The sequence below is a fragment of the Fischerella sp. genome (genome assembly GCF_013388695.1).
Lineage (GTDB): Bacteria > Cyanobacteriota > Cyanobacteriia > Cyanobacteriales > Nostocaceae > PCC9605.
Map to the genome: position 1 here is coordinate 17,093 of NZ_JACAEU010000065.1, position 23,731 is coordinate 40,823.

The following is a 23,731-nucleotide window of genomic DNA, read 5'->3' on the forward strand; positions in this document are numbered from 1 at the left end:
CCCTTGCCCGATGCCCCAATCCCTAATCGTTTACTGCGCCCAGAGAATCAACCTTGGTTCATAGGGACTAGAAAGGTACTTATGTTTAGGCAATACACGCAAAGATAAGCCTTGTAAACCAGAGGTGGTATATATGACATTAGCCGTGTAAATACTGAGTCCTTGTGTATCTTCTCCTTGGTATTCCATTACCACGGGTATACCGTTGACAATTTCACCATTGGCATCTATTGAGCCTTGATATAACTCTACCTGTACGTCATTATTCGTCAGAGTTGCCAAGTCAACCTTGGCTTTGACAGCAACAGTTTGGTTAACCTCAATATCAGGCCCTACAGATACATCAATATCTTTGATCTTGATGTCGTACCAATGGTCGGTAAGTTTCGCTTTCCAAGCCGCCAGTTCTTTCGCTGGAGCATAGTTATCGCTATAGAGGGTATAGTAGCGATCGCTGGCTGGAAAATATGCTCGCTGTGCATATTCTCCTACCATCCGGGCTGTATTAAAGAACGGACAATTCAACCGGATTGCATCCTTCATTTTGTCAATCCAGCGTCTTGGCAAGCCATCCGCATCGCGATCGTAAAACAGCGGTACGACTTCTTTTTCTAAGATGTCGTACAGGGCATTGGCTTCTACTTCATCCTGATAAATAGGATCGTCATAAATTTCGCCATGTCCTATTGCCCAACCGGTACGGACATAGTCAGCTTCATCCCACCAACCATCAAGCACGCTTAAATTCGGCAATCCATTCATCGCCGCTTTCATACCGCTAGTACCAGAGGCTTCACGGGGACGACGCGGTGTATTTAACCAGACATCACAACCCGCTACCATCAACCGAGAAATATATATGTCGTAATTTGGAACAAACACAATCTGTTTTTCCAAACCCTGTTCGCGGATGAAATGATTGATGTCGCGGATGAGTTCTTTACCAGGAATATCTTTGGGGTGTGCTTTCCCAGCAATGACAAATTGGACTTTGCGGTGTTTGTTACCCAACAAAATCTGCTTGATACGCTCTACGTCTCTCATCCAGAGAGTAGCACGTTTGTAGGTAGCAAAACGACGAGCAAAGCCAATCGTTAAAACGTAAGGATCGAGGACTTCTTGGGCTTGGGCAATTTCACTGGGGGAAGCACCGCGATCGCGTAAATGTCTGACTAAACGCTCCCGCACATATAAGATCATATCCAAGCGGCAGCGCTCGTGATTGCGCCACAACTCTTCATCGGGAATGGCGTCCATGCGATCCCACAGGGGGTGATCGGTTGGTGCAGATGACCAATTTGGGCCGAGATAGCGATCGTACAACTCCTGAGTCGATTTAGCGACGCAACTACGGGCATGCACACCGTTAGTAATCGCATTAATTGGCACTTCCTCTACGGGCACATCAGTCCACAAGCCCTTAAACATCTGCCGCGACACCGTACCGTGCAGCTGTGCCACACCGTTAGAAAACGCCGCCATCTTGAGTGCCAATACTGCCATACTGAAAGGCGCAGATAAATCACCCGTATTTTCTCGCCCTAGTGCTAGAAATTGGTCTTTGCCCAAGCCAAAGATATCTGCATAATGCCCTAGGTAGTGCAAAACTTTGTCTGGGGAAAACAAGTCGATTCCAGCTGGCACTGGCGTATGGGTAGTAAAGATATTTGTAGAACCTACCACTTGCCGGGCTTCGGCATAACTCAGTCCTTGTTCCTCAATCAGGATGCGGATGCGTTCCAGAGCAGAGAACGCCGCGTGTCCTTCATTCATGTGGTAGGCTGTGACATTATACCCCAGCGCTTTTAACATCCTGACCCCACCGATACCCAGCATCATTTCTTGGTGGATACGCATATCAATATCACCACCGTAAAGTTGGTCGGTGATATCGTGATCGTAAGGATTGTTGGGTTCAATGTTAGTGTCGAGCATATACAACGGCACCCTTCCCACCTGTACGCGCCAAACTCTAGCGTACACAGTGCGCCCTGGATAATCTACTGCAATCCGCAGTTCTGAACCATCCGGATTTCGTTCTAGGTGCAGAGGCATATTGTAAAAGTCGTTAATCGGGTAGCGTTCTTGCTGCCAGCCATCTGCATTCAAATATTGGGCAAAGTACCCTTGTTGGTACAGCAAGCCTACTCCCACAAGAGGCAGTCCTAAGTCACTGGCAGATTTAAGGTGATCGCCAGCTAGTACGCCTAAACCTCCAGAATAGATAGGCAAACAATCTACAAGCCCAAATTCAGCAGAAAAATAGGCGTAGCATTCTGGGAATCGGGGATCGGGGATTGGGGATTGGGGATCGGGAAAAGACAAGGGAGAATTTCTCGCTTGTCCTACTTGTCCCTTATCCCTAGTCCCCGATCCCTTTTCTCTCGTTTTCTGGTACCAAGTGCGCTCTTTAAAATAGTCTTCTAGCTGCGAGGCGGCACGATCCATTTGCGCCAGAAAGCCTTCATCTTCTACTACTTCCATCAGTCGCGCTTGGCTAATGGTTCCCAGCATCAAAACAGGGTTATGATGGCTGGATTCCCACAAATCGGGATCTAAACGGCGAAATAAGTCTTTAGTTTCAACGTTCCAATCCCAATGCAAGTTATATGCTAACTTCCGCAGTGGTTCAAGTCGCGGAGGTAAGGAAGGAGAAACGTTGAATGTGCGAATTGGCTGCATAGGTCAGCATAACTCCAAGTCTAGCTATCGCTATTGTTGTCTGTCTTTTGTTAATGTTGCCAATTTTTTATACTCTGTTTGTAAATCGTCTTCAATATTGTTAAGCATTGAAAACTCTTCTCATAATTGTTTTTCTGAGTACAGAGTCCCAAACAGACCCAAACAGAAAAGATGGAAACTCTAAATCCACGGAGAAGCTAACAGGAAAATATAGGTAAAGTCACAATTATAGCCCTATTTTCTCCTTAAATCTTGATTTCTGACTTTACAGAGCAAGCAGAGTGAATGTTAAAAATCAGGTAGAGATTTCCCTAAAAAGCTTTTTCTGATTTTCTTCATAAATGAAATTAGTCCCTTCTGCCTTCTCCTCTATTTCTTCTATCTTACAAATCTATCCCTAGTAGGAGGTAATCTCTTTTTTGTTATGTAGGGCATACTTCTTTGTGCTGTGCGATCGCAAAATACTGGCTTAATCCAAACGTCAGCAATGATAAAAATTTTTAAACTAACCTTTTTATTCCGATCTAAGGAAATAAACTATGCTAAAAGAGAGATGTGGTCATTTTAAATCTGGCTCAATATATCTAAAAACAGCAATTTGCTTGGTCTATAGTATAGTCTACGTGCGTCATGATAAAAGCAGCACATAGTAAAAATTGGCTGCAACAAAGCCGTCACATAAACAGAGGAAGTGCATACTTGTTTGCACTTAAGCTGAATGTGATGTCTGAAGTTGGAGACATTCCACCCTGAATTTGCTGTGCGTAGACAAAAAATCAAAAACTACATTCTGTTGATGAAAAGCAAAAGCTTTGTTTATAACTGAGGATGTTTCAACAAATGTAGTTTTGTGGAAAGAGTTGCTTGTTTAAGTACACATCGGAAAGATTAAAACTGCCTAGCAGGGAGTAGGTTTATGGTAATTATTCTCTACAGGCAGTTTCGTAGGAATCTTTCCTGCTTTGCCTTATAAATTGAAGAATAGCCTCTCTCGTCTGCCAGCTTTTACAGCTGGATAGTCTGATAGTTGCATTTACCAAATCCTGGTATTCTCTGAGAAATTTATTCTGGCAGTAAACAAGCAGTGTCCTCTATTTTATCCTGCGTACTGCTGCAAAACTTGCTCATCAGCAGACACAATTAATATCAAGTCTATTCAGACTCAGATTGGTAATCTACAAGCGGGTTTATTCTGATTGCCATTTGTCTGAACCATTTTTATCTAACAGTAAATTTGATATTAGTTGCAGGTAAAACTAAGTAAGTTTTGTGGATTTAAATGCAAGTTTTATCAAAACTTACTGAAAGATAGCTTCTCATTGCTTATGTTTTTGGGTTTATTTTCTAAAAAGCAAACCAAAAATCATCAAAGCTTTTGTATACCATTCCAAATAATTATCAATAGATGATAAATGCATAATGGTAATACAGTGAATAAAGTACAGACAAAAATTACGAAAATACCAAAAATAGAGAGTAGTCTAACTATGAAACAACAGCTATATTGGAAAAAAATGAACCGTTTTAAAGAAGTTTTATTAATTAACTTGCTAGGAAATATTCCAACCATCGCTTTTGGTCCTAAACTGCGAAACTCGCTATATCGTCTGATTTTTGCCCGATTAGATAATTCTGTTTATATTCAAAATGATGTTGAATTTCTCAATGCGTCTTGTATTGAAATTGGTAGTGGTGCCCATATTTTCAAAGGCGTTCGCATAGATGCCAGAGGGCACGAGAATAATAGAGTTTGTCTAGAAAATAGCGTTGCTCTTGAGAAAAATGTAGACATCGGTGCTTTAGACGATACCCACATCCACATCGATCAAGAGACATTTATTGGTCCTGGTGTTTCTATAACTGGCCCGGGAGATGTAAAAATTGGCAAACGCTGTCTAATTGCAGCCAATACAGGAATATTTGCCAATAATCATAATTTTGCAGATCCTACGAAATATATTGCAGAGCAAGGCATTACTTGCAAGGGGATTGTCATAGAAGATGACTGTTGGCTAGGACACGGGGTAACAGTATTAGATGGAGTCACTATTGGCAAAGGTAGTGTGATTGGTGCAGGAGCAGTTGTTACTAAAGATATTCCTCCCTACTCCGTTGCTGTAGGAATACCTGCAAAAGTAGTTAAAAGCCGAATTTGTGATGAACTACTAATAAACTCCAGAGATTGATACTGGTATCAAAATCCTTCTTATGAAACCCTAGTTACCAGGTTGAACCTGGTAACGAGAATTAGAGCCAGAGGCTCTCCCACTCAAATGGTGAGCTAGGGCACTCCAACAGGGAGTTCTCCCAAATTATAGAATTTTCAGCTTATAAATAATCAAATTCAAATGAGCAAAATAATAGTAATGAAAAAATCAACATAATAAACTTAAATAGTTAATGAGAGCTAATCAACTTAATTTTCTTTAACTTAGAATTTGTGTTGTTCGTCATTTATGATTAGTGATTATTTGATATTTAGACAGAAACTAAATAACTAAATAAAACAGATCCACTATAGAATCTCACAACAAAAGCATAAAAATCTCTTTTTACTCACTCCTCATACCTTATTGCCTCTAATCTGCATTTTCTGCGGAAATAGGGGTTTAATTTGCTCGTGTTCAAGCTAGCCCCTCACGGGCAATTGCCCACAACGAGGAAATGAAAATCTCTTTCCAGATCCCCGTTGCCCCCAATCTCCAATCCCTATTTTCAAGACAGCTATGTCTGATGAAGGCATGCTGCTAAACTTAAGGCTGGAAACATCTGTTGTAGGCAAAACGTCTGCAAAGCAAGGCGCATCTAAAAGTCAGACAACTCTAGTGGAGACTAGCGAGTGTGTTGGTTGATTTGCAGGGTTTCTCTGCTCACTTACACCAGTGTTCTCCAAAAAGGGGATGAGATTTGGGTAAGATAAAGGAACTATCTTAATCTGCACAGCAGACGCGGAAAGCTTTTCATATCCAAAGGAGATACCCAATGCTGACTTTAAAAATCATTGTTTATATTGTTGTTGCCTTCTTCGTTACTCTGTTTGTGTTTGGATTCTTGTCAAACGATCCTGCTCGTAACCCCGGTCGTCGGGATTTAGAGTAAGATCGCGACAATTCATCCGCGACTGCCGAAAGCGGAAAATACTAGACGCTCTTAGGGCGGCTTGCTTAAAGTTAGTTAAACAGAAGGCGAAAGTCGGAAGGCAAAAGGTTAAATTAGTCCTTCCGGCTCTTAATTTTGGCTGTTTGTTTGCTAGATTGATATGTTTCATCCTGTTTTGCCGCCCGAACCGCCTCCCATAATCGAACCTCTACAAGCAGCGAATCTACTCGTTACAGCTGTAGGCGATCGCCAATTGCATTCTCAGAGCGATCGCCAGTTGGATTCTGTTGGGGAACAGACATCCTGCTCGTCATGTGCAGGAACTGACAGCAAAACACAAGCAAATACAGAAAATCCACAGGAGCAAAAGCCAGCAACTTCTAGTAGTACAGACAAACCTTTAGAGCAATCTGCCCAGCCAACCAAGGATGAGTTATCTGTCGCCAAAACCTTATCTACATTATCTACACCCACTACACCAGAAACATTTCCAGCAGAATTTTCGCCTCATAGGATGATTGAAAATAGTGCGACTCTACTAGGTGAGCCGCTGTCTGTTGGTTATCCACTGCAACAGCTACAAGCTTCTGGTGTTAGGAACGAAAACAGTATTCAAACGGCAAAAACTGAGGCTTTGCCGGTAAAAGAGCAACTCACCCAACCACTTCACAACAGCAAGAATGTATCCCAGAAAAATTCACAATTGTTGACTGAGCAATTAATCCAGGGACAACAAAGTGAAAATCAACAGACTTTTCAGCCAACCCCTCAACCGATCAAAATCCAATTTGACGGTAACAAGCAAGCAAATGCATCGCCACAGCCCTCAACTATAGAATTTAAAACTCGCAGCACCACCAGCCAATCGCCCACTCAACAGCAACCACCACCCGCGCCAAACTCGCCTGCTGCACCTCCAGAAACCAGAAGAGTAATTGAAGTAATAGCAGATAGCCAAGAGTACGACCAAAACCGACGGGTGGTAACAGCAGAAGGAAATGTAGTCGTGCGCTTTGATGGGGCGGTAGTGGATGCCGATCGCGTCCAAGTCAATTTGGATAACTTGATCGCCGTAGGAGAAGGAAATGTTGCCCTCACAAGAGGCGACCAAGTATTACGCGGGCAGCGATTTACCTATAACTTTATTCAGGATACTGGAGAAATGCTGGCTGGTCGCGGCGAGATTTTTCTACCCACAGCCGGACAGGATTTTTCTTTTTTACCCACTGATGTAACAGCGGGTGGAGTACCAGCACGTCCGCCCAGCGACAGAATCAGAAGCGCTCAACCACTGACTGGGGTGGGTAGTCCGGGAGGAATTAATGTCGGTGTTGGTGGCAGAACCGGTGCTAGAAATTTACCCAGCCCACAACAGGGAGGTCAAGTGCGACGGCTGCGCTTTGAAGCTGCACGCATTGATTTTTACCCGCGTGGCTTGCAAGCAACAGATGTAAGTATCACCAATGACCCCTTTTCGCCTCCAGAACTGGTGTTACGGGCAAATAAAGTCACACTAACGCGAGAAGCTCCCCAGCAAGACCGCGTGAGGACGCAGGGACAGCGTTTAGTATTCGATCAAGGTTTGAGTGTACCCATACCCAGAGATGAGCAGGTGATTGACCGCAGAGAGCGCGAAGCTACCCCTGGCTTGGTTTCTTTTGGTTTTGATGGCGATCAGCGGGGTGGTTTTTTTGTGGAGCGCAACTTCCAACCCATCACTACAGACAATTTCAGCTGGAGTATCGCACCTCAGTTTTACGCTCAAAAGACAGTACAAGAAGGTTTTAGTAATATTCCCTCACTGTTTGGTTTGAGGACAAAACTAGATGCCGTTTTGAGTCCACGGTCAGTTGTCGAGGGTTCAGGGGTGTTAACTAGTTTTGACTTGACTGACATCGAAGACAACCTGCGGGCGAGTTTGCGGTGGCGTCAACTATTAGGCGATGTCACCGCACCCCACACTTTGACAGTGGAATATAGCTATCGCGATCGCCTTTACAATGGTAGCCTTGGGTTCCAAACTGTCCAGAGTAGCTTTGGTGGTGTGCTCACCTCTCCGATCATTCCTCTAGGTAACACTGGGTTAAACCTCAGCTATCAGGGGGGCGCACAATACATCACAGCCAATACCGATCGTCAAGACTTGCTAGAAACTATCCGGGATAACGATCGCGTCTCTCTCGGTCGCCTCCAAGCCAGTGCTGCTATCAATGGAGGGGTTACGCTATGGCGGGGCAAACCATTACCACCCACCGCTACTGAAGGGTTGCGATACACACCCAACCCAGTAGTTCCCTACCTAAGTGCATTTGGTGGAGTGACTGGCACTACCAGTTATTACAGCAATGGCGACGATCAAACTACCTTAATTGGTACTGTTGGTTTGCAAGGGCAACTTGGTCACTTTTCCCGATCCTTTTTGGACTATACCGCTTTTAACATCAGTTACTCCCAAGGCATTAACACTGGGGAATCTCCCTTTTTGTTCGACCGTGCCGTGGATAACAGAGTTTTAAGCGCTGGGTTGACACAGCAGATTTATGGGCCATTTAGCCTGGGTTTTCAAACTTCAGTTAACTTGGATACTGGGGAAAATACTAGCACTGACTATATCTTAGAATACAGCCGTCGCACTTATGGAATCACCTTGCGTTACAATCCGGTTTTAGAATTGGGTGGTATTAGCTTCCGAATTAGTGACTTTAACTGGACTGGCGGCACCGATCCATTTTCCGATCCTGCCGAAGTTAAACCTGTTGTTGGTGGTGTTGAGCAGGGTAATTAAGAAGTCAAAAGTCAAGAGTCAAGAGTTAGTGGTTAGTAGTTAGTGGTTAGTAGTTAGTAGTTAGTAGTTAGTAGTTAGTGGTTAGTGGTTAGTGGTTAAAAACTAACAACTAACAACCAACAACTAACTATCAACAACCCTGATAGTTATTTTTATTTACGCTCAGTTACCCAAATTTTTTTTACACTCTAACCTACCAACTAGTAGATAGATAAGAAGGAGAAAACGATGAACGCAATTGGCATTCTTGGTACAGGCAGAATGGGAATTCGTTTAGCAGTGATGTTTGCAGATGCGGGACAGCGTGTGATTCTTGGTTCGCGAGATCCGGCACGTTCAGCCAGAATTGTGCAGAAATTGGAGCGCGAGCGAATTACTTCAGAACCCTGGATACCAGGAAAGTGCGATCGCTTTGCGCCAATGATTGTATCAGAGCGCTCAGGGAAATAATCAATAGACTTCTTGCGTAAAAGGTATAGCAAAGGGCGATAAGTAATGTAGCTACGTAGCCTCTAAAAATTTCTTTGACAACGCTGTCTGGAAATCAAACTCTCAAGACAGGCGCGATGAACTTTTGTTCGCCACGCAGGCTGAAAATAAGTCTTTCCCTTTCCCCTCAACGCCAGTTTGTGGAGGCTTTGGAATCGCTAAAAAGCCGAGTTGGGAAGAACTCACGCGACTGGCTTCCCTTTACCCTTCTATTTTCAAAGGAAAACTATTATGCAATTACTAGAACGCAATGAACAAAAAGATTATATAGCGATCGCTACTACCGTTTCCAAAGAGTTGGCAGCTAGCGCAGTTGAGCGAGATTTGCAAGCTGGTATCCCCTATGAAGAAATTCAGCGACTCCGGGAAGCGGGTTTATTGCCTCTTGTAGTTCCACGAGAGTATGGTGGTGTTGGGGCAACTTGGATAGAAGCATTCAAGATCGTTCAGGAACTTGCCAAAGCAGATGGTTCGACTGGACAACTCTACGCCAACCAGATCATTCTGTCTGTGCTAGGTCAAGTTGCAGGTACACCCGCTCAAGCCGAATGCTATTATCGAGCCACTGCTCAAAATCACCTGTTTTGGGGAAACGCCGTTAATGCACGAGACACTCGCCTCAAGATTGAACCAGAAGACAATCACTACCGGGTGAACGGCATCAAAACCTTTGGAACAGGCACGATTGTGGCAGATTTGCGAGTATTCTCTGCTGTGCAAGAGGGAGTTGATTTTCCGATCATCTTCGTCATTCCCAAGGATCGAGAAGGGGTAGTCTACAACGACGACTGGAAAAATATGGGACAGCGACGCACAGCCAGCGGTAGTTTCACATTTCACAATGTCTTCGTGAACCCCGATGAAATTCTTGGCCCTCCGCCTTCGCCCGAAGGTGCATTTTCAACCTTTCTGTTCGTTGTCAATCAACTGGCTAAAACTTATGTTTACCTGGGAATTGCTGAGGGAGCCTTTGAAGCGGCAAAAGCATACACTACCACGATGACTCGACCCTGGATTACTTCAGGAGTAGATCGGGCATCAAAAGACCCCTACATTCTGCACCACTATGGTGAACTGTGGACTGAACTGAAGGCAGCAATTGGGCTGGCAAGTCAGGCGGCGCAACAGGTACAGACAGCATGGGATAAAGGAAATGCACTGACTCATGAAGAAAGGGGAGAAGTGGCGATCGCTGTTTCCGCAGCCAAAGCCTTTGCTACAAAAGTTGGTTTGAATATTACCACCCGAATTTTTGAGGTTATGGGCGCTCGTTCTACAGCTACCAGTTATGGCTGCGATCGCTACTGGCGCGATCTACGGACATTTACCCTCCACGATCCAGTAGACTACAAACTCCGGGATGTCGGCAACTGGGTGCTAAATCGCGAGGTTCCAATCGTAACTCAGTACTCTTAAAAAGTCAAAATCTAAAAGGCAAAAGGGTGCGGCTCTTGCCAAAACATGGTGTAGTCATAAAGAGTAAAAGTCAGAAAAAATAGGTGTTGCATATTTACGGGATGAATTTATTGTCTATTACAAATACAAAATTCAATTCTTGGTGTCTTGGTGACTTAGTGGTTCAATTTTCATCCCTATTTAGTGCAACACCAAAAAATAAGACAACTCAGAAAACTCGTCCATCATTACCACTATTAAATTGATATAAGTCTTTTTTGTCTGGTTCACGGATGCTTCCAAGGCTAATTTGATGCAATATGATTTTCTTGTGTGATGGGCGTCTCGCCCGTCCGATGCAGGCTGTCCGGCCTGCACCACAAAATTGGCGTTGCACTTCTTCTAAGATACAAGGGTGCGTTAGTGACAACTTAACGTACCATTATCCAATGGTATAGAAATGGCGATCGCATCAATCCGTCAGTAGAAATAGTAGCTGTAAAATTGAATGTACAACAACAAAAATGGAAATAAACAATTTAAAATCCATTGCTCCTAAAAAGATAGCCTAAGCAGCCTAACGACTAAGTTCAGCGACAGCAGACAAACCCGAACTCATCACCAGGAGTGCCGTTCATCTGCTGAACCGAAGTGTTGGGCTACAACAGCCACGAGATTAGAAATCGTGGCTATTTTGAAGCGTTATACTATTCCAAAAGCTTAAATTCCTTGATTTATCCTCAAAAATAGTTTTAAAACTGATGTATTAATCCACACTCGTCGTCAAAATATTCCGCATCCGAAGTAGAAACAATGTAAATCCTCTTGCTATCCTACTTCTAGACTATTTAAGAAATAGAGTAATGTTAAAAGTCTTTGCCGATCGCGGTGGTACATTCACAGATATTGTCGCTGTTACTAATAATCAGACAATCATAGACAGACTGTCAGAACATTCTGAACGTTTTTTGATTGTTCCCCTTCCTGAGAAACAATGGATTATAGTCTACAAGTTACTTTCAGAAAATCCCGAACAGTATCAAGATGCAGTCATCCAAGGTATTCGGGATATCATGGGACTTTCAAGCAACGAACCCATTTCTACTAACGCAATCGAAGTAGTGAAAATGGGGACAACAGTAGCCACAAATGCACTGTTAGAAAGGAAAGGTTCGCGCGTCGTACTTCTGATTACCAAAGGGTTTAAAGATGCCCTGCGAATTGGCTACCAAAACCGTCCTAATATCTTTGCCCGTCAGATCATTTTACCCACAATGCTTTATGAACAAGTGATTGAGGTAGATGAACGCTATGATGCTAACGGTCAGGAATTAACCTCTATAAATATTGAAAAAGTCAAAACTGACTTACAAGCAGCTTACAACATAGGAATTCGCAGTTGTGCCATTGTTTTTATGCACAGCTATCGTTATCCCTACCACGAACAACAAGTTGCCCAACTTGCCCAAGAAATTGGATTTACGCAGATATCCGTATCCCATCAAGTAAGTCCTTTAATGAAATTAGTTAGCAGAGGGGATACAACAGCCGTAGATGCTTATTTAACTCCCATTCTTCGTCACTATGTCAATCAAGTAGCCAGTCATTTACCCGGAGTCAGATTAATGTTTATGAAATCTGATGGAGGTTTAGTTGCAGCCGAACAATTTCAAGGGAAAGATAGTATTTTGAGTGGCCCTGCTGGGGGTATTGTTGGGGCAGTACAAACCAGCAAAAGAGCGGGTTTTGAGTTAGTCATTACCTTTGACATGGGAGGAACAAGTACAGATGTTGCCCACTTCAAAGGAGAGTATGAACGACAATTAGATTCGGAGATTGCTGGCGCACGCATGCAAGTCCCCGTATTAGCTATTAATACCATTGCTGCTGGAGGCGGTTCAATTCTGTTTTTTGATGGTTCTCGTTATCGCGTCGGGCCTGAATCTGCTGGATCAAATCCTGGCCCTGCTTGTTACCGACGTAGTGGTCCATTAGCTGTCACAGATGCCAACGTCATGTTAGGCAAAATTCACCCCCAGTATTTCCCCCATGTCTTTGGACGGGATGGCAATTTACCCTTAGATCAAGATATTGTCAAAGAGCGATTTACACAATTAGCCCAAGATATTGAAACTGCCACAGGAAACACTCGTACTCCCGAACAAGTAGCCGCCGGATTTATTGCTATTGCTGTAGATAATATGGCAAACGCGATTAAAAAGATTAGTCTGCAACGGGGTTATGATGTTACCCAATATGTCCTTTGTTGTTTTGGAGGGGCAGGAGGGCAAGTTGCTTGTTTAATTGCCGATACTTTGGGGATGAAAAAGATATTTCTGCACCCTTATGCTGGAGTTCTCTCTGCTTACGGAATGGGATTAGCTGATGTGCGGGCGACAAGAGTTGGGGCAGTAGAATTGCCTCTTACCCAAACATTAATTCCTCAACTAGTGCGGCTAATGGAGTCTCTAGAAACCCAAGCTAGAAGCGAACTAACCTCCGAGGGTGCAAGTAGTGAAGAGGAAATAGTCAGAAAAGTTAATTTGAAATATGAGGGAACTAACTCTACTTTGACTATTGATTTTGCCTCAGAAGTAGCTGTGATGCGACAAGAATTTGAGGCTGAACATAAATCTCGCTATGGTTTCATTCAACTAGAAAAAACCTTAATTGTCGAATCAGCTTCAGTGGAAGTTATTCAGATCATGGATACTCCTGAAGAACCTTTAATTAATCGTACCCGTCCAATCAATGAAGCCCCTGCTTCTGTTGAAACAGTGAGAATGTTTACTACTGAAAAATGGCATGACACTCCTATTTATCGACGGGAAGATTTACAACCAGAAGATAGTATTATTGGACCTGCAATTATCGTAGAAAAAATTAGCACGATTGTAGTAGAACCTGATTGGGAAGCAAGGTTAACTGAACGCAATCATTTAATTTTACAGCGTCTATAAATTGCAACGACAGAGTTAGAATTAAGGGTTCAAAGATTTTGACAGAAAAGTATGTACAAATTTGCTGCGGCTTGGGAAAGTGAGCAGATTGTTTTTGGTTCTGCAAGACCTGGATACAGTAATCAGAAGGTCAACCAGTGGATTGAGTTTATGCAGAGTCAAAACATTAAGCGCGTTTGCTGTTTACTTCCCCATACTCAGCTAACTCGTTATTCAAATTTGCTTGGAATCTATCGACAAACATTTGGATTGGATCGGGTTTGTTGGGCACCGATTGAGGATTTTCAATTTGCCGATCGCGAAACTCTAATCCAGCAAATTTTACCGTTCTTGGCAGTCGCAAATCAGCAAAGTGAGAAAGTAGTGGTTCATTGTTCTGGCGGGATTGGACGCACTGGACATGTCTTAGCCGCTTGGCTAGTCAGTGGACGGAGACTCTCTAACAAAGCAGCGATCGCAGCAGTTAAACGAACTGGAAAAAATCCCTATGAAGCGGTAATTGCTGCTATCTTTAAAGGTCGAAATCCTTGGAAAGTGATTGCGGAACTAAACGCACTTCTGGATGATTGTCGTCGTGCTGGAGAAACTTTAGTTTAGCTTGTAGGTTAGGTGGAACGAAGTATAATCCAACATTAACTTTAGGATTTGTGGGTTGGCGATCGCCATACCCAACCTACTAGCTATATTTTTTGGGCAACGTGAAAAGTCGAGAGACATGATACCTGGAAACTCCTTCCCCAGTTACTCTCTAGCGCTGTCCTCAAATCTGCAAACAAAGAATCCCGCTTTTGTGGTTCTAGCGCTATGTACGCCGACAAAGTACTCAAAAGCCCAAGTTTGCAAACGCCATTGTTGCAATTCCAGGGCCGCAACCCAATTCAAGAATGTTTGCATCTGAGGGAACTTGGGCTAATTCTACAACACGATCAATTATTTCTTTAGGATATCGGGGTCTTGTCCGGTTATAAGCATCTGCTGCATTGCTGTACCAGTTTTTTCTTTGTTCCGAGGTGTATTCATCCCTGTATCGGTTTTCGCTTTGTTCCGAATCTTTCATGGTTTGCCTGACAGTAATTACTTAGTACAGCATTTCATTAATTCGTAACGGATTTCTTTAAAAAGACTCTGCGTGACTCTGCGCTTACTCCGCGTCCCTCTGCGTTTAAAAACGCTACGATTTTACGCAAAGCTGTACTTTGATTCTTGGTGTTTTTGGTATAGATATTTATTTTACAGTTTATGATTTGACAGCCTGTTTTAGATCAATTGAACACTCGTAGGATGCGTTACGCTAGCGCTAACGCATCTTACAGCCTAAACAAAATAGGAATCAAAAATGTATATAACATCTCAACCCGATCCCGTCCGCTTAGAAATCTTCAAAAACCTCTATCAATTCATCGCCGAACAAATGGGGATTGTTCTTCAAAACACGGCAGCATCAGTAAATATCAAAGAGAGGCTAGATTTCTCCTGTGCTATTTTCGACTCTTTTGGATTGTTAGTCGCTAATGCCCCCCATATTCCCGTGCATTTAGGTTCAATGAGTGAAAGTGTCCGCAGTTTAATTAATGATAAAGGCGACACCCTAAAATCAGGGAATGTTTATCTATCTAATAATCCTTATAACGGCGGAACCCACCTTCCTGATGTGACTGCGATTACGCCTGTATTTTTAGATAGTAGTGAAAATATTTCCTTCTCCAGTCCCCTCTTCTATGTTGCTTCTCGCGGACACCAAGCTGATATTGGTGGAATTACTCCCGGTTCAATGCCTCCCCACAGTACTACGGTAGAAGAGGAAGGAATTCTCTTTGATAATTTTCTCTTAGTTGAACAAGGAAATTTTCGGGAAGCCCAACTACGAGAGATACTCTTAAATCATACCTATCCTGCTCGTAATCCTGACCAAAATATAGCTGATTTCAAGGCACAAATTGCCGCCAATGAAAGGGGAGTTCAAGAACTGCGGAAAATGGTTTATCAATACGGACTTGAAACAGTCCAAGCTTATATGAAATTTGTACAAGACAATGCCGAGGAGTCAGTCAGACGGGCAATTGATGTTCTCAGGGATGGCTCATTTATTTCTGAAATGGATAATGGAGCACGGATTCAAGTTAAAGTCACAATTGACCGAGAAAATCGCAGTGCTACTATTGATTTTACTGGGACATCTGAGCAACTGAATAGTAACTTTAATGCCCCTAAAGCTGTAACGCAAGCAGCAGTTTTATATGTCTTTCGCACTCTGGTAGATGATAATATTCCCCTGAATGCTGGCTGTCTTAAGCCTCTAGAAATTATCATCCCGGTCGGCTGTATGCTTAACCCAACCTATCCAGCAGCAGTGGTAGCAGGTAATGTAGAGACTTCTCAAACTATTGTTGATGCATTATATGGTGCTTTGGGTGTGATGGCTGCTTCTCAAGGAACGATGAATAATTTTACTTTTGGTAATGACCGTTATCAATATTATGAAACCATCTGTGGTGGTTCTGGGGCAGGGGCTAATTTTGATGGCACTGATGCAGTCCACACTCACATGACTAATTCCCGCCTGACCGATCCAGAAGTTTTAGAAACTCGCTTTCCTGTACAGGTGGAAAGCTTTAGTCTTCGTCCCGATAGCGGGGGTAAAGGAAAACATTCAGGTGGTAATGGAGTTATCCGCCGCATCAAGTTTCTAGAAGCTATGACAGCTAATATTCTCTCCGGCCATCGGGTTATTCCTCCCTTTGGATTAAATGGTGGCGAAGCGGGAAAAGTTGGACGCAACTGGATACAACGTCAGAATGGAACCCAAGAGAATTTAGATAGTACAGCAACAGTAGAGATGAAACCTGGGGATGTTTTTGTGATAGAAACTCCTGGGGGAGGAGGATTTGGTAAAGTTTCCTGAGTTTTGGATAAACAGAGGCGCTAATTGCTGGCGATCGCCCCAAAATAAACCAAAATAAACAAGGATGAGCACTATGCCCATCCTACCCAAATCTAAAGATAAAGAACTATAAAATTTGATACTTGAACAAACAACTAACCACTATGCAGGCGGGTTTAGATGCAGTATCTGTAAGGTCAAGAGGCGGAAGATCTGATTGAACCCGTCCCTATTAATTATTAACATTCATCAGAAGAAAGTAGATTTAAACTGCGTATAAACGTCTTGGCGTGCTTAAAGAAATAACCTGTGGATCTTCTTCTAGTCGGTGCAAATTTTTTTCCGTGACTGTTGCCGTAAACAACTTGGGTGAAATATGGGAGCGAACATGAACAAAATCAGGTACATAATCAGCTTTAGCCACTTTGACAGTGACAGCAATGGGATTGTCACTCTGTTCTTCTCGACATCCTAAATCTGCTGGGTTTGATTCTATTTTTTGGAATTTGTCGCCTGAACATTTAATCAAGCGTAAGACTTTGTGTGTCATGGTTCTAAAGGTAAACTTTATATTATAACATTACGGACAAAATTTAACGATGGTTAGCCTGAGAATATAATATCATAATTTATTGCACAGGCCTTGTACTGCTAAAACTGCTGCACTAGCATCAATCGCTCCATAACCGTAGCGTTCCGGCTCATTGGGTTTAGGAAAGTTCTTCTTGGTGCTAGCTGCTAAGATGTGGCGAATTTGGTCAATAGTGAGTGTTAGGTTGCAAGCGAGGGCTTCGGCAAGTATCAAGGCTATTACACCAGTAACTACAGGAGCGGCCATACTAGTACCAGACTTACGTATGATACCTGTACCTGTGCCCGAAGCAGCAGCCCAAATATGGTGGCCAGGAGCAATCAAGTCTGGTTTTTGCCGCCCATCTCGGGTTGGGCCGGAACTGGAGAAAAATGATAGCGGCTTGTTGGCTTTGGTGGCATCATAGGAACCAACAACGATGCTCTTACATCCGCAGGCGATCGTATTTAGCGTGTGAGTATTGTCGTGAGGAGGAACGAAACAAGTCTGACTCCCATCTTCACGCTCAATCCAAGCATGAAATTTGCCGTTTGTGACTTGAAATCCGTGGAGGCGCAGCGTCCAAATGCCCCCTGGTAAATCAGGTTCCATAAAGACACAAATGACATTATCTCTGTTGTTGGGATCGGACTGACGGTTGGCAACGAATATGATTGTGCGATCTTCGCTGTCTACAATTTCTCCGTTTTCTCCCACATCAACCAGACCAAGGCTGTTACCATCTGGAGTAATAATTTCTAATTGAAAGCGATCGCCACCGTCATACCACACTTCAATTTCTTTCTGCCTTGGGTTTTGGTTGGGGATTTGCCACTGCAAGTCAAAGTAACGATCCTGTAGCACAACTCCAGAAGCATGAATGCCCGTATCGTAGCAATTACCAGCAGCGATGACTACAGCTCGATGAGGCTTTTTGGTTACTAAAGCATCAATGCCCTGTTCGACTAGAGTTGTACCATCATGAGGGCCGCCATGTAGTGCCAAGCTAATGTTAATAACACAAGGGCGATCGCCAGCAACATCGAAAATATATACCATTGCTTCTAATAATGCCACTGTATCGCCAAAACACCGGTCTACAGCAGTTTCACCATCCAGAATGAGGGGAGTAACTTCATTTTGAGAAAGTTGGACAAACACAATATCGGCTGCGGGGGCTACACCTGGAATAGTACTGCCTTGTCCATTGCCAGCAGCAATATCCATAACGTGAGTTCCGTGGGCCCTATCTCCTAGTTTGTATCCCAAGGCAGCGTAGGGATCGCTTGCTTGAAGAACTTGATTAATCTCGCCCTGTTTATATTCTTGACCATAACCGTAAGGGCTTTTATGACTTGAGTTGCCATCTTGGTTCCAGAAAGCCAGCAGCCTTGTAGAACCATCATGATTACGAAAATTCTTGTGAGCAAAGTCACAACCAAAGTCAATAATACCAACTACTACACCACGTCCCTGTTCTCCTAGAGCATTTACAGGCAAGAGGTCTTTTCTAGCAGCAATTTCTTCTGTAGTAAAGTTTAGTGTTGGTTTTAGCGGTTGTGCTGGCTTGAGACTGACAACACAGCTAGACTGCTTTATTTGTTCTAATCGGGAAACTGGCACTCTAGCTGTAACAATTCGCTCACCGGTAGGTGTACTACCCAGATCTGCACCTGGGTAAACTTCATTCATAGAAAGCCATTCTTCAAGGTTATTTACCTTAGCAATAACTGCAACTTCTTCTTCTTCCGTTGAAGTGGTTGCAGCAATTGATATTCCCCGGCTTTTGCGTTCAAGTAGTCTTTGTAGCCGAGGGTCGATATCAGCAAAGATATCTGTCGATTCAAATTGCAGTTGCATGGAAGACTGATTGCTGAAAACGTTAGTTTGAGTCTGTAATTAGATTTACAGACTCTCTCCAATGTATTTCAGAAAAAAATCAAATCAAGCCTCAGAATATCCTCTAAAGTGAATTAATACTAGGTTGCAGTCAAAGATAGTACTTCCCTCACCCCGCCTGTTGGCACTCCTCTCCCAATTTGGAACAGGGGAGGGGGAGAGGGCACGAATTGCTATATCTGAACACAACTTGGTATAACGAGGCAAAGCAGGATGTTTGTTGGCAATAGTCCAGTTGTTTTTTGGGAACCGTAGACGCCCCTTGTGGGCGTCTACATCTGTGGTCGATTTCTAAAACCTGGTTTTTGTCGTAGCTTTAATTCACATCAGGCATAAATCAGACAATCACAGCTGTTGCTTTTAATTCAAAAATTTTCTCAATCACATCTTCTACCACCTTATCCGGTGTAGAAGCACCAGAAGTTACTCCGACGACTATTTTCCCGTCTGGCAACCAATTTTCTATAATTTCTAAGTCGCCACTCTTCAACAAGCGATGTTCAATACGATTCCCAGACAGAATTCTATCAACGCTATCAATATGATAAGAAGCAATCCCACGCTCAACAGCAATTTGTTGTAATTGTGTAGTATTTGATGAATTAAAGCCACCAATTACGATCATCAAATCTAGCTGCTGTTCGACTAATCCTAACATAGCGTCCTGTCGTTCTTGGGTGGCGTCGCAGATGGTGTTGAAGCTTTGAAAATGGTCATTTAAATTTTCTGGCCCATACTTTTGCATCATGGTGCGCTCAAACAACTTACCAATCTGCTCAGTTTCGCTTTTGAGCATAGTGGTTTGGTTGGCAATACCAATCATTTCTAAATCTCGATCGGGGTCAAAACCTGCTGAGCAAGCTTTACTAAATTTGCTGAGAAATTCTTCTCGATTTCCACCATTCAAAATGTAATTAGCAACGTATTCTGCTTCTTTTAAATTCAGAACAATGAGATATTTACCAGCAAAAGAACTGGTCGCAATTGTTTCTTCGTGCTTATACTTGCCGTGAATAATTGATGTGTATTCACGCTTTTTATGTTTTTCAACTGTATTCCAAACTTTTGATACCCAAGGGCAAGTAGTATCGACAATTTTGCAGCCTTTTTCGTTCAGTGTCTGCATTTCTTGAACACTAGCACCAAAAGCAGGTAGTACCACTACATCACCAGACTCAACCACAGAAAAATCTTTTTTACCTGCTACAACTGGGATGAATCCTACTTTCATTTCCAGCATCCGCTGGTTAACAGAAGGATTGTGAATAATTTCATTAGTAATCCAGATGCGTTCTTGAGGAAAATGCGTACGAGTTTCATATGCCATCGCCACAGCACGTTCTACACCCCAACAAAAACCAAAAGCTTGCGCTAGCTTGATTGTCACATCTCCACGTGTGAGGGTGTAATTGTTATTCCGTATTTGCTGAATCAATTGGCTTTGATACTCAGACTGCAACTGGGTAGCGACTTCTTCTTGATGACCAAACCCCTTGCGATGGTAGTTTTCTGAGTGCTGGAGTGAACGTTTAAAAGCTTTGGTATCCATTGGTTTTTTCAACTAAAAATCACTATCTCACATTTTCTCGCGTTAGGTCATTAATTGGGGGGAGGAGTGGGGGAGTGGGGGAATGGGGGAGTGGAAGATAATTGAATTGTTCATTTCTCCCCATCACCCTCTCTCCCTTTCTTCTTTCACCTCATCACCCCATCTTCTTCTCCTAACGCTTAGCTTCTAATTCCATCTGACTGTACAATTGCAAGGCAGAACTCCAGACCAAATAGCCTTGAGGACTCAAGTGTAAGCCGTCAGTACTCAGTTGAGAGCGTAAGTTACCTTGATTGTTAACAAACAGAGGATGTAAGTCTAAATATTTGACGCCTTCTGTTATTGCTATGTCTTGCAATCGCTGATTCAACTTGCGAATGCGCCTATTGGGAATTGCCAATAGTTTTTCTCGCCCTTCCCAAGTTACTTGTTCTCCTCCATGTGGCAAAATCGACTGGATAACTATTTGTGTCTTGGGATGCACCTTACGTAGGTAACGCATTATTTGCCGTTGATTGTTTAAAATTATCTCATTGCTACTACCCTGGATCAAATCGTTAATGCCGATCATCACAAAAATTGTTTCGGGTTGAGTGCGGTCAAATAGCTCTAATCTTTTCAATAGTCCAGCACTGTTTTCTCCAGAAATTCCTTGGTTTAACCAATTCCTGTTTTCGGGTAAAAACTCGGGGGGAAACCACAAACTCAAAGAATCTCCAGCCAATATAGTTAAACGTGGGGGGCGTTTCTGCACAGCGACTTTGGCTTCTTGTTTGAGAATGTCTACCCATTGCTGATAATTGAGTTTGTGCCGGAGGCCTAACTCTGGTGGGGGTTGGGATGGAGTGTCCGCCTTGACTTGAATTGGCGATATAGTTCTTAAAAAAGCGGCTACTCCCTGCTGTCGCAAAAGTAGCAGGATGACCGCCAACAATAGTAAGCCGTTAGTTACTAGCGATAAAATCGCCCAGGTAGGAAAAGTTTTTGCAGGAGTAGCCACGAGCTGCTAAGTTTTCCAAAATCTTTGTACCAGATTTTATACTGTTAGGGCTCGTAAATCCTATTATCCCTCTTTAAATTGGCGATCGCATTCAACACAAATGTAGTTTTGTTTACTACGCCTATGTCCGTTCTTTTGGAAAAGATTAAAGATATCCTTCTTTTTCAGCAAATTTACGTAGACGAGGCAAACATTGGCGTTGATAAAAACTGCTGAGAGTAGAGACTGGCAGTTTATATTCTGCTGACAAATCTTTCCAACTTATTTCTGGCGGCAAGCGTTTCAAAATTAACACCTGACAATTTACATGTGGATGTCCTTGAATGTAAGTGCGGCGCAGTTCTCCATCGGTGTCTTGTTCTGCCCATAACCTGACAGTTTCTAAAATCGGAGGTACATCAGGGGGAGCAACTAGGCTTTCCTCTGGATAAAAAGTTTCAATGCGATCGCCTGAAGCAGACTGACTGATACTGGGAAGGGCTGTTTTGATATTTTCGTCTAATTTTTGGCGGTAAAAGTCTTGCAGTCTCCATCTCAGATAAGTATTCAACCAGGTAATGACAGAACCACGTGTGGGATCGTAGGCTTTACAAACATTAGAGCAGAAATACAACCACGTTTGTTGCAGCGCATCTTGATAGTAAGGAGTACTTTCTCTCCAGAGTTTGCCTGTAGTTAAGCGAATCACTTGCGTAAGCCGCTTCTGACGCTGTGGACTTCCGGCTGGATGTCTACAGGCTTCATCAACTAAGCGGCGTAAGTTTTCCTCCAATTTATGCATAACAGTTTTAGCTAAGAGAGCAAGCTTTTTTCAGTATTGCGTAGATGTGCTCTCTGTGAAACTACAGAATAAAATAGAAAGCTTAAAATATCCTGAGTATCACCCGGATTTTTAATTAAAAATCTGGGTGGGGTGAAATTTTAGTTCCAACCTAACCACGAAAGAATAACTTGCCACCAAGAAGTTCTTAGCTGACTCTCTAGGTTCATTTTTTTGCGAATATCCTGAATATTCCAATTGGTTAGTCTAGCTAGAGTTTGCGCTTCTTGTTCAAACCGTTTGGGTAAAGACTGCTTGTATTGTCTGCCTGCCTGACACTTTGCTTCGCCTGTGAAAGGATGTTGTAAGATGTAACGCCCCTGGAAATTTTCGCGATTGGAGGTTTCTTGGAATATCAAGTCTTCAGGGAATTTATCGCGGCTGTAGCGGACGTGCAGGCGGGTGATAAAAACGTCGTTCGGAACAATAGAGTTACGAAAAGGCGCAGACTGGTTAATATCTGGAGGGAAATCATTGAACCAAAATACCCCTGCTTGCTTGAGTTCTTCACGGCTGAGGGGATCGGCAGAACATGGATCGCAACTACCCATATCCCAAGCATATTCTAGAAATGCAACCTTGCGGTCTTCGCGAGTGTATGACGTTTGGAACATAGATTTGTAGAATTCGCCAAATTCATTTTTGACAAACAGGGGAATGTTGGCGTTGGAAGGAATTTTCACCGTGCGGTAGTTGGTGAGTTCTGCTTGTCCTTTGGGCGAGAGGATGTAGACAACCAGATCTTGCTCTGTTGTGGCATTAATCATACCCAAACGAATCGGTAGCATGAATTTGGGCGATTGGTAAGAAATTTGCAATGGACGCAGGTACTGATAGCCAGTTTCCTCAAACTTGTCCAGGTTGACTTTGGCAACAAAAAATTTCATCTTTTGACGGATGTACGGCTTAAGTAACTGTTTTGCCCCTTTGGGAATTTTGTAGCCGTTGCGAATCAGCCAAGTTTCTAGTCCACCAGATTCTTTGGCACTCAAAATCACAATATCGTATTCGCCAACGTTGAAACGCGCTTCGACAGTCACACCCAAACTATCACCGCCTCTTTTTGCTCCTGCATCACTTCTTTGGGCTGCTGGTGCAGGTGCAGATTGCGGTAAGGCATTTTCGTACACCGGGGTGCAAGGATCGGGGTCGAAATATTCTACCAATCGCGGGGCGCTAAAAGCATCCAATCGCTCCAAAATCTTGGGGTTGCCAACGCGAACTTGCTCTTTTTGCAGGACTGTGGGTACAGGTACAACGATCGCAAAATCTTTCACATCCCCTTGGTAGTCATTCGCCATTGTCAGAACAGTGCGATCGCCACTATGCGCGATCGCCACCTGAGACGCCTTGTTATACAGTTTTGTATCAGCTTTGGCAACATAAAAACCGCAAAATGCCCAAGCTGTAGGTGCAAAGCAAAAAACAACTACAAATATCAGCAGTAATGAAAATAGGAATCTTAAAGGTTTCATAATTCAAGTTGTTAGTAGTTAGTGGTTAGTGGTTAGTGGTTAGTAGTTAGTGGTTAGTGGTTAGTAGTTAGTGGTTAGTGGTTAGTGGTTAGTAGTTAGTGGTTAGTGGTTAGTGGTTAGTGGTTA

At 43.1% G+C, this 23,731-nt stretch carries 18 protein-coding genes; 9 read left to right on the plus strand and 9 right to left on the minus strand.

Annotated elements, in window-relative coordinates; all coding sequences use genetic code 11:
- Positions 1-30: 30 nt before the first annotated feature.
- Positions 31-2,682, minus strand: a complete 2,652-nt coding sequence (gene glgP / locus HXY43_RS09090) for an alpha-glucan family phosphorylase (RefSeq protein WP_290882465.1) — start codon at positions 2,680-2,682, stop codon at positions 31-33.
- 1,487 nt (positions 2,683-4,169) lie between these two features.
- On the opposite strand from glgP, the gene HXY43_RS09095 reads away from it, so the two are divergent.
- The 6 genes from HXY43_RS09095 (at position 4,170) to HXY43_RS09120 (ending at position 10,471) form a co-directional block, all read left to right on the plus strand.
- Positions 4,170-4,868, plus strand: coding sequence for a DapH/DapD/GlmU-related protein (locus HXY43_RS09095; RefSeq protein ID WP_290882507.1), 699 nt, complete (start codon positions 4,170-4,172; stop codon positions 4,866-4,868).
- 540 nt (positions 4,869-5,408) lie between these two features.
- Positions 5,409-5,534 carry a hypothetical protein gene (locus tag HXY43_RS09100; protein WP_290882468.1) on the plus strand — a complete coding sequence of 42 codons (126 nt, stop codon included), beginning with the start codon at positions 5,409-5,411 and terminating at the stop codon, positions 5,532-5,534.
- A 130-nt stretch (positions 5,535-5,664) separates the two neighbouring features.
- Positions 5,665-5,781 carry a photosystem II reaction center protein I gene (locus tag HXY43_RS09105; protein ID WP_026735455.1) on the plus strand — a complete coding sequence of 39 codons (117 nt, stop codon included), beginning with the start codon at positions 5,665-5,667 and terminating at the stop codon, positions 5,779-5,781.
- A 160-nt stretch (positions 5,782-5,941) separates the two neighbouring features.
- Positions 5,942-8,566, plus strand: a complete 2,625-nt coding sequence (locus HXY43_RS09110) for a DUF3769 domain-containing protein (RefSeq protein WP_290882471.1) — start codon at positions 5,942-5,944, stop codon at positions 8,564-8,566.
- Positions 8,567-8,794: 228 nt separating this feature from the next.
- Complete coding sequence (locus tag HXY43_RS09115) at positions 8,795-9,016, plus strand: NAD(P)-binding domain-containing protein (protein ID WP_290882473.1); 222 nt, start codon at positions 8,795-8,797, stop codon at positions 9,014-9,016.
- 270 nt (positions 9,017-9,286) lie between these two features.
- Positions 9,287-10,471, plus strand: coding sequence for an acyl-CoA dehydrogenase family protein (locus tag HXY43_RS09120; protein ID WP_290882475.1), 1,185 nt, complete (start codon positions 9,287-9,289; stop codon positions 10,469-10,471).
- Between the two features lie 208 nt (positions 10,472-10,679).
- Here HXY43_RS09120 and HXY43_RS09125 read toward each other — a convergent pair whose 3' ends face one another.
- Positions 10,680-10,880 (minus strand): hypothetical protein, encoded by a 201-nt coding sequence (locus HXY43_RS09125; RefSeq protein WP_290882477.1) that lies wholly within the window; start codon positions 10,878-10,880, stop codon positions 10,680-10,682.
- A 433-nt stretch (positions 10,881-11,313) separates the two neighbouring features.
- On the opposite strand from HXY43_RS09125, the gene HXY43_RS09130 reads away from it, so the two are divergent.
- Positions 11,314-13,410: a hydantoinase/oxoprolinase family protein gene (locus tag HXY43_RS09130; protein WP_290882479.1), complete on the plus strand. Its 2,097-nt coding sequence runs from the start codon at positions 11,314-11,316 to the stop codon at positions 13,408-13,410.
- A 51-nt stretch (positions 13,411-13,461) separates the two neighbouring features.
- On the plus strand, positions 13,462-14,007 hold the full coding sequence (locus HXY43_RS09135; RefSeq protein WP_290882481.1) for a dual specificity protein phosphatase family protein: 546 nt from the start codon (positions 13,462-13,464) through the stop codon (positions 14,005-14,007).
- Positions 14,008-14,233: 226 nt separating this feature from the next.
- Here HXY43_RS09135 and HXY43_RS09140 read toward each other — a convergent pair whose 3' ends face one another.
- Positions 14,234-14,467: a hypothetical protein gene (locus HXY43_RS09140; RefSeq protein WP_290882483.1), complete on the minus strand. Its 234-nt coding sequence runs from the start codon at positions 14,465-14,467 to the stop codon at positions 14,234-14,236.
- A 279-nt stretch (positions 14,468-14,746) separates the two neighbouring features.
- On the opposite strand from HXY43_RS09140, the gene HXY43_RS09145 reads away from it, so the two are divergent.
- Positions 14,747-16,312, plus strand: a complete 1,566-nt coding sequence (locus tag HXY43_RS09145) for a hydantoinase B/oxoprolinase family protein (protein WP_290882486.1) — start codon at positions 14,747-14,749, stop codon at positions 16,310-16,312.
- 244 nt (positions 16,313-16,556) lie between these two features.
- Here the strand turns inward: HXY43_RS09145 and HXY43_RS09150 are convergent, their stop codons facing one another.
- From HXY43_RS09150 to HXY43_RS09175, 6 genes are all read right to left on the minus strand, one after another.
- A complete protein-coding gene (locus HXY43_RS09150; protein ID WP_290882488.1) occupies positions 16,557-16,841 on the minus strand; it encodes a hypothetical protein in 285 nt (94 codons plus the stop codon).
- 72 nt (positions 16,842-16,913) lie between these two features.
- Positions 16,914-18,722, minus strand: coding sequence for a S8 family peptidase (locus HXY43_RS09155; protein WP_290882490.1), 1,809 nt, complete (start codon positions 18,720-18,722; stop codon positions 16,914-16,916).
- Between the two features lie 376 nt (positions 18,723-19,098).
- Entirely contained in the window at positions 19,099-20,310 is a 1,212-nt protein-coding gene (locus HXY43_RS09160; RefSeq protein ID WP_290882492.1) for a 4-hydroxy-3-methylbut-2-enyl diphosphate reductase, read from the minus strand.
- 172 nt (positions 20,311-20,482) lie between these two features.
- Positions 20,483-21,310 carry an SGNH/GDSL hydrolase family protein gene (locus tag HXY43_RS09165; protein ID WP_290882495.1) on the minus strand — a complete coding sequence of 276 codons (828 nt, stop codon included), beginning with the start codon at positions 21,308-21,310 and terminating at the stop codon, positions 20,483-20,485.
- Positions 21,311-21,455: 145 nt separating this feature from the next.
- On the minus strand, positions 21,456-22,091 hold the full coding sequence (locus HXY43_RS09170; protein WP_026735470.1) for a hypothetical protein: 636 nt from the start codon (positions 22,089-22,091) through the stop codon (positions 21,456-21,458).
- Between the two features lie 140 nt (positions 22,092-22,231).
- Positions 22,232-23,605: a DUF2330 domain-containing protein gene (locus HXY43_RS09175; RefSeq protein WP_290882499.1), complete on the minus strand. Its 1,374-nt coding sequence runs from the start codon at positions 23,603-23,605 to the stop codon at positions 22,232-22,234.
- Positions 23,606-23,731 lie beyond the last annotated feature (126 nt).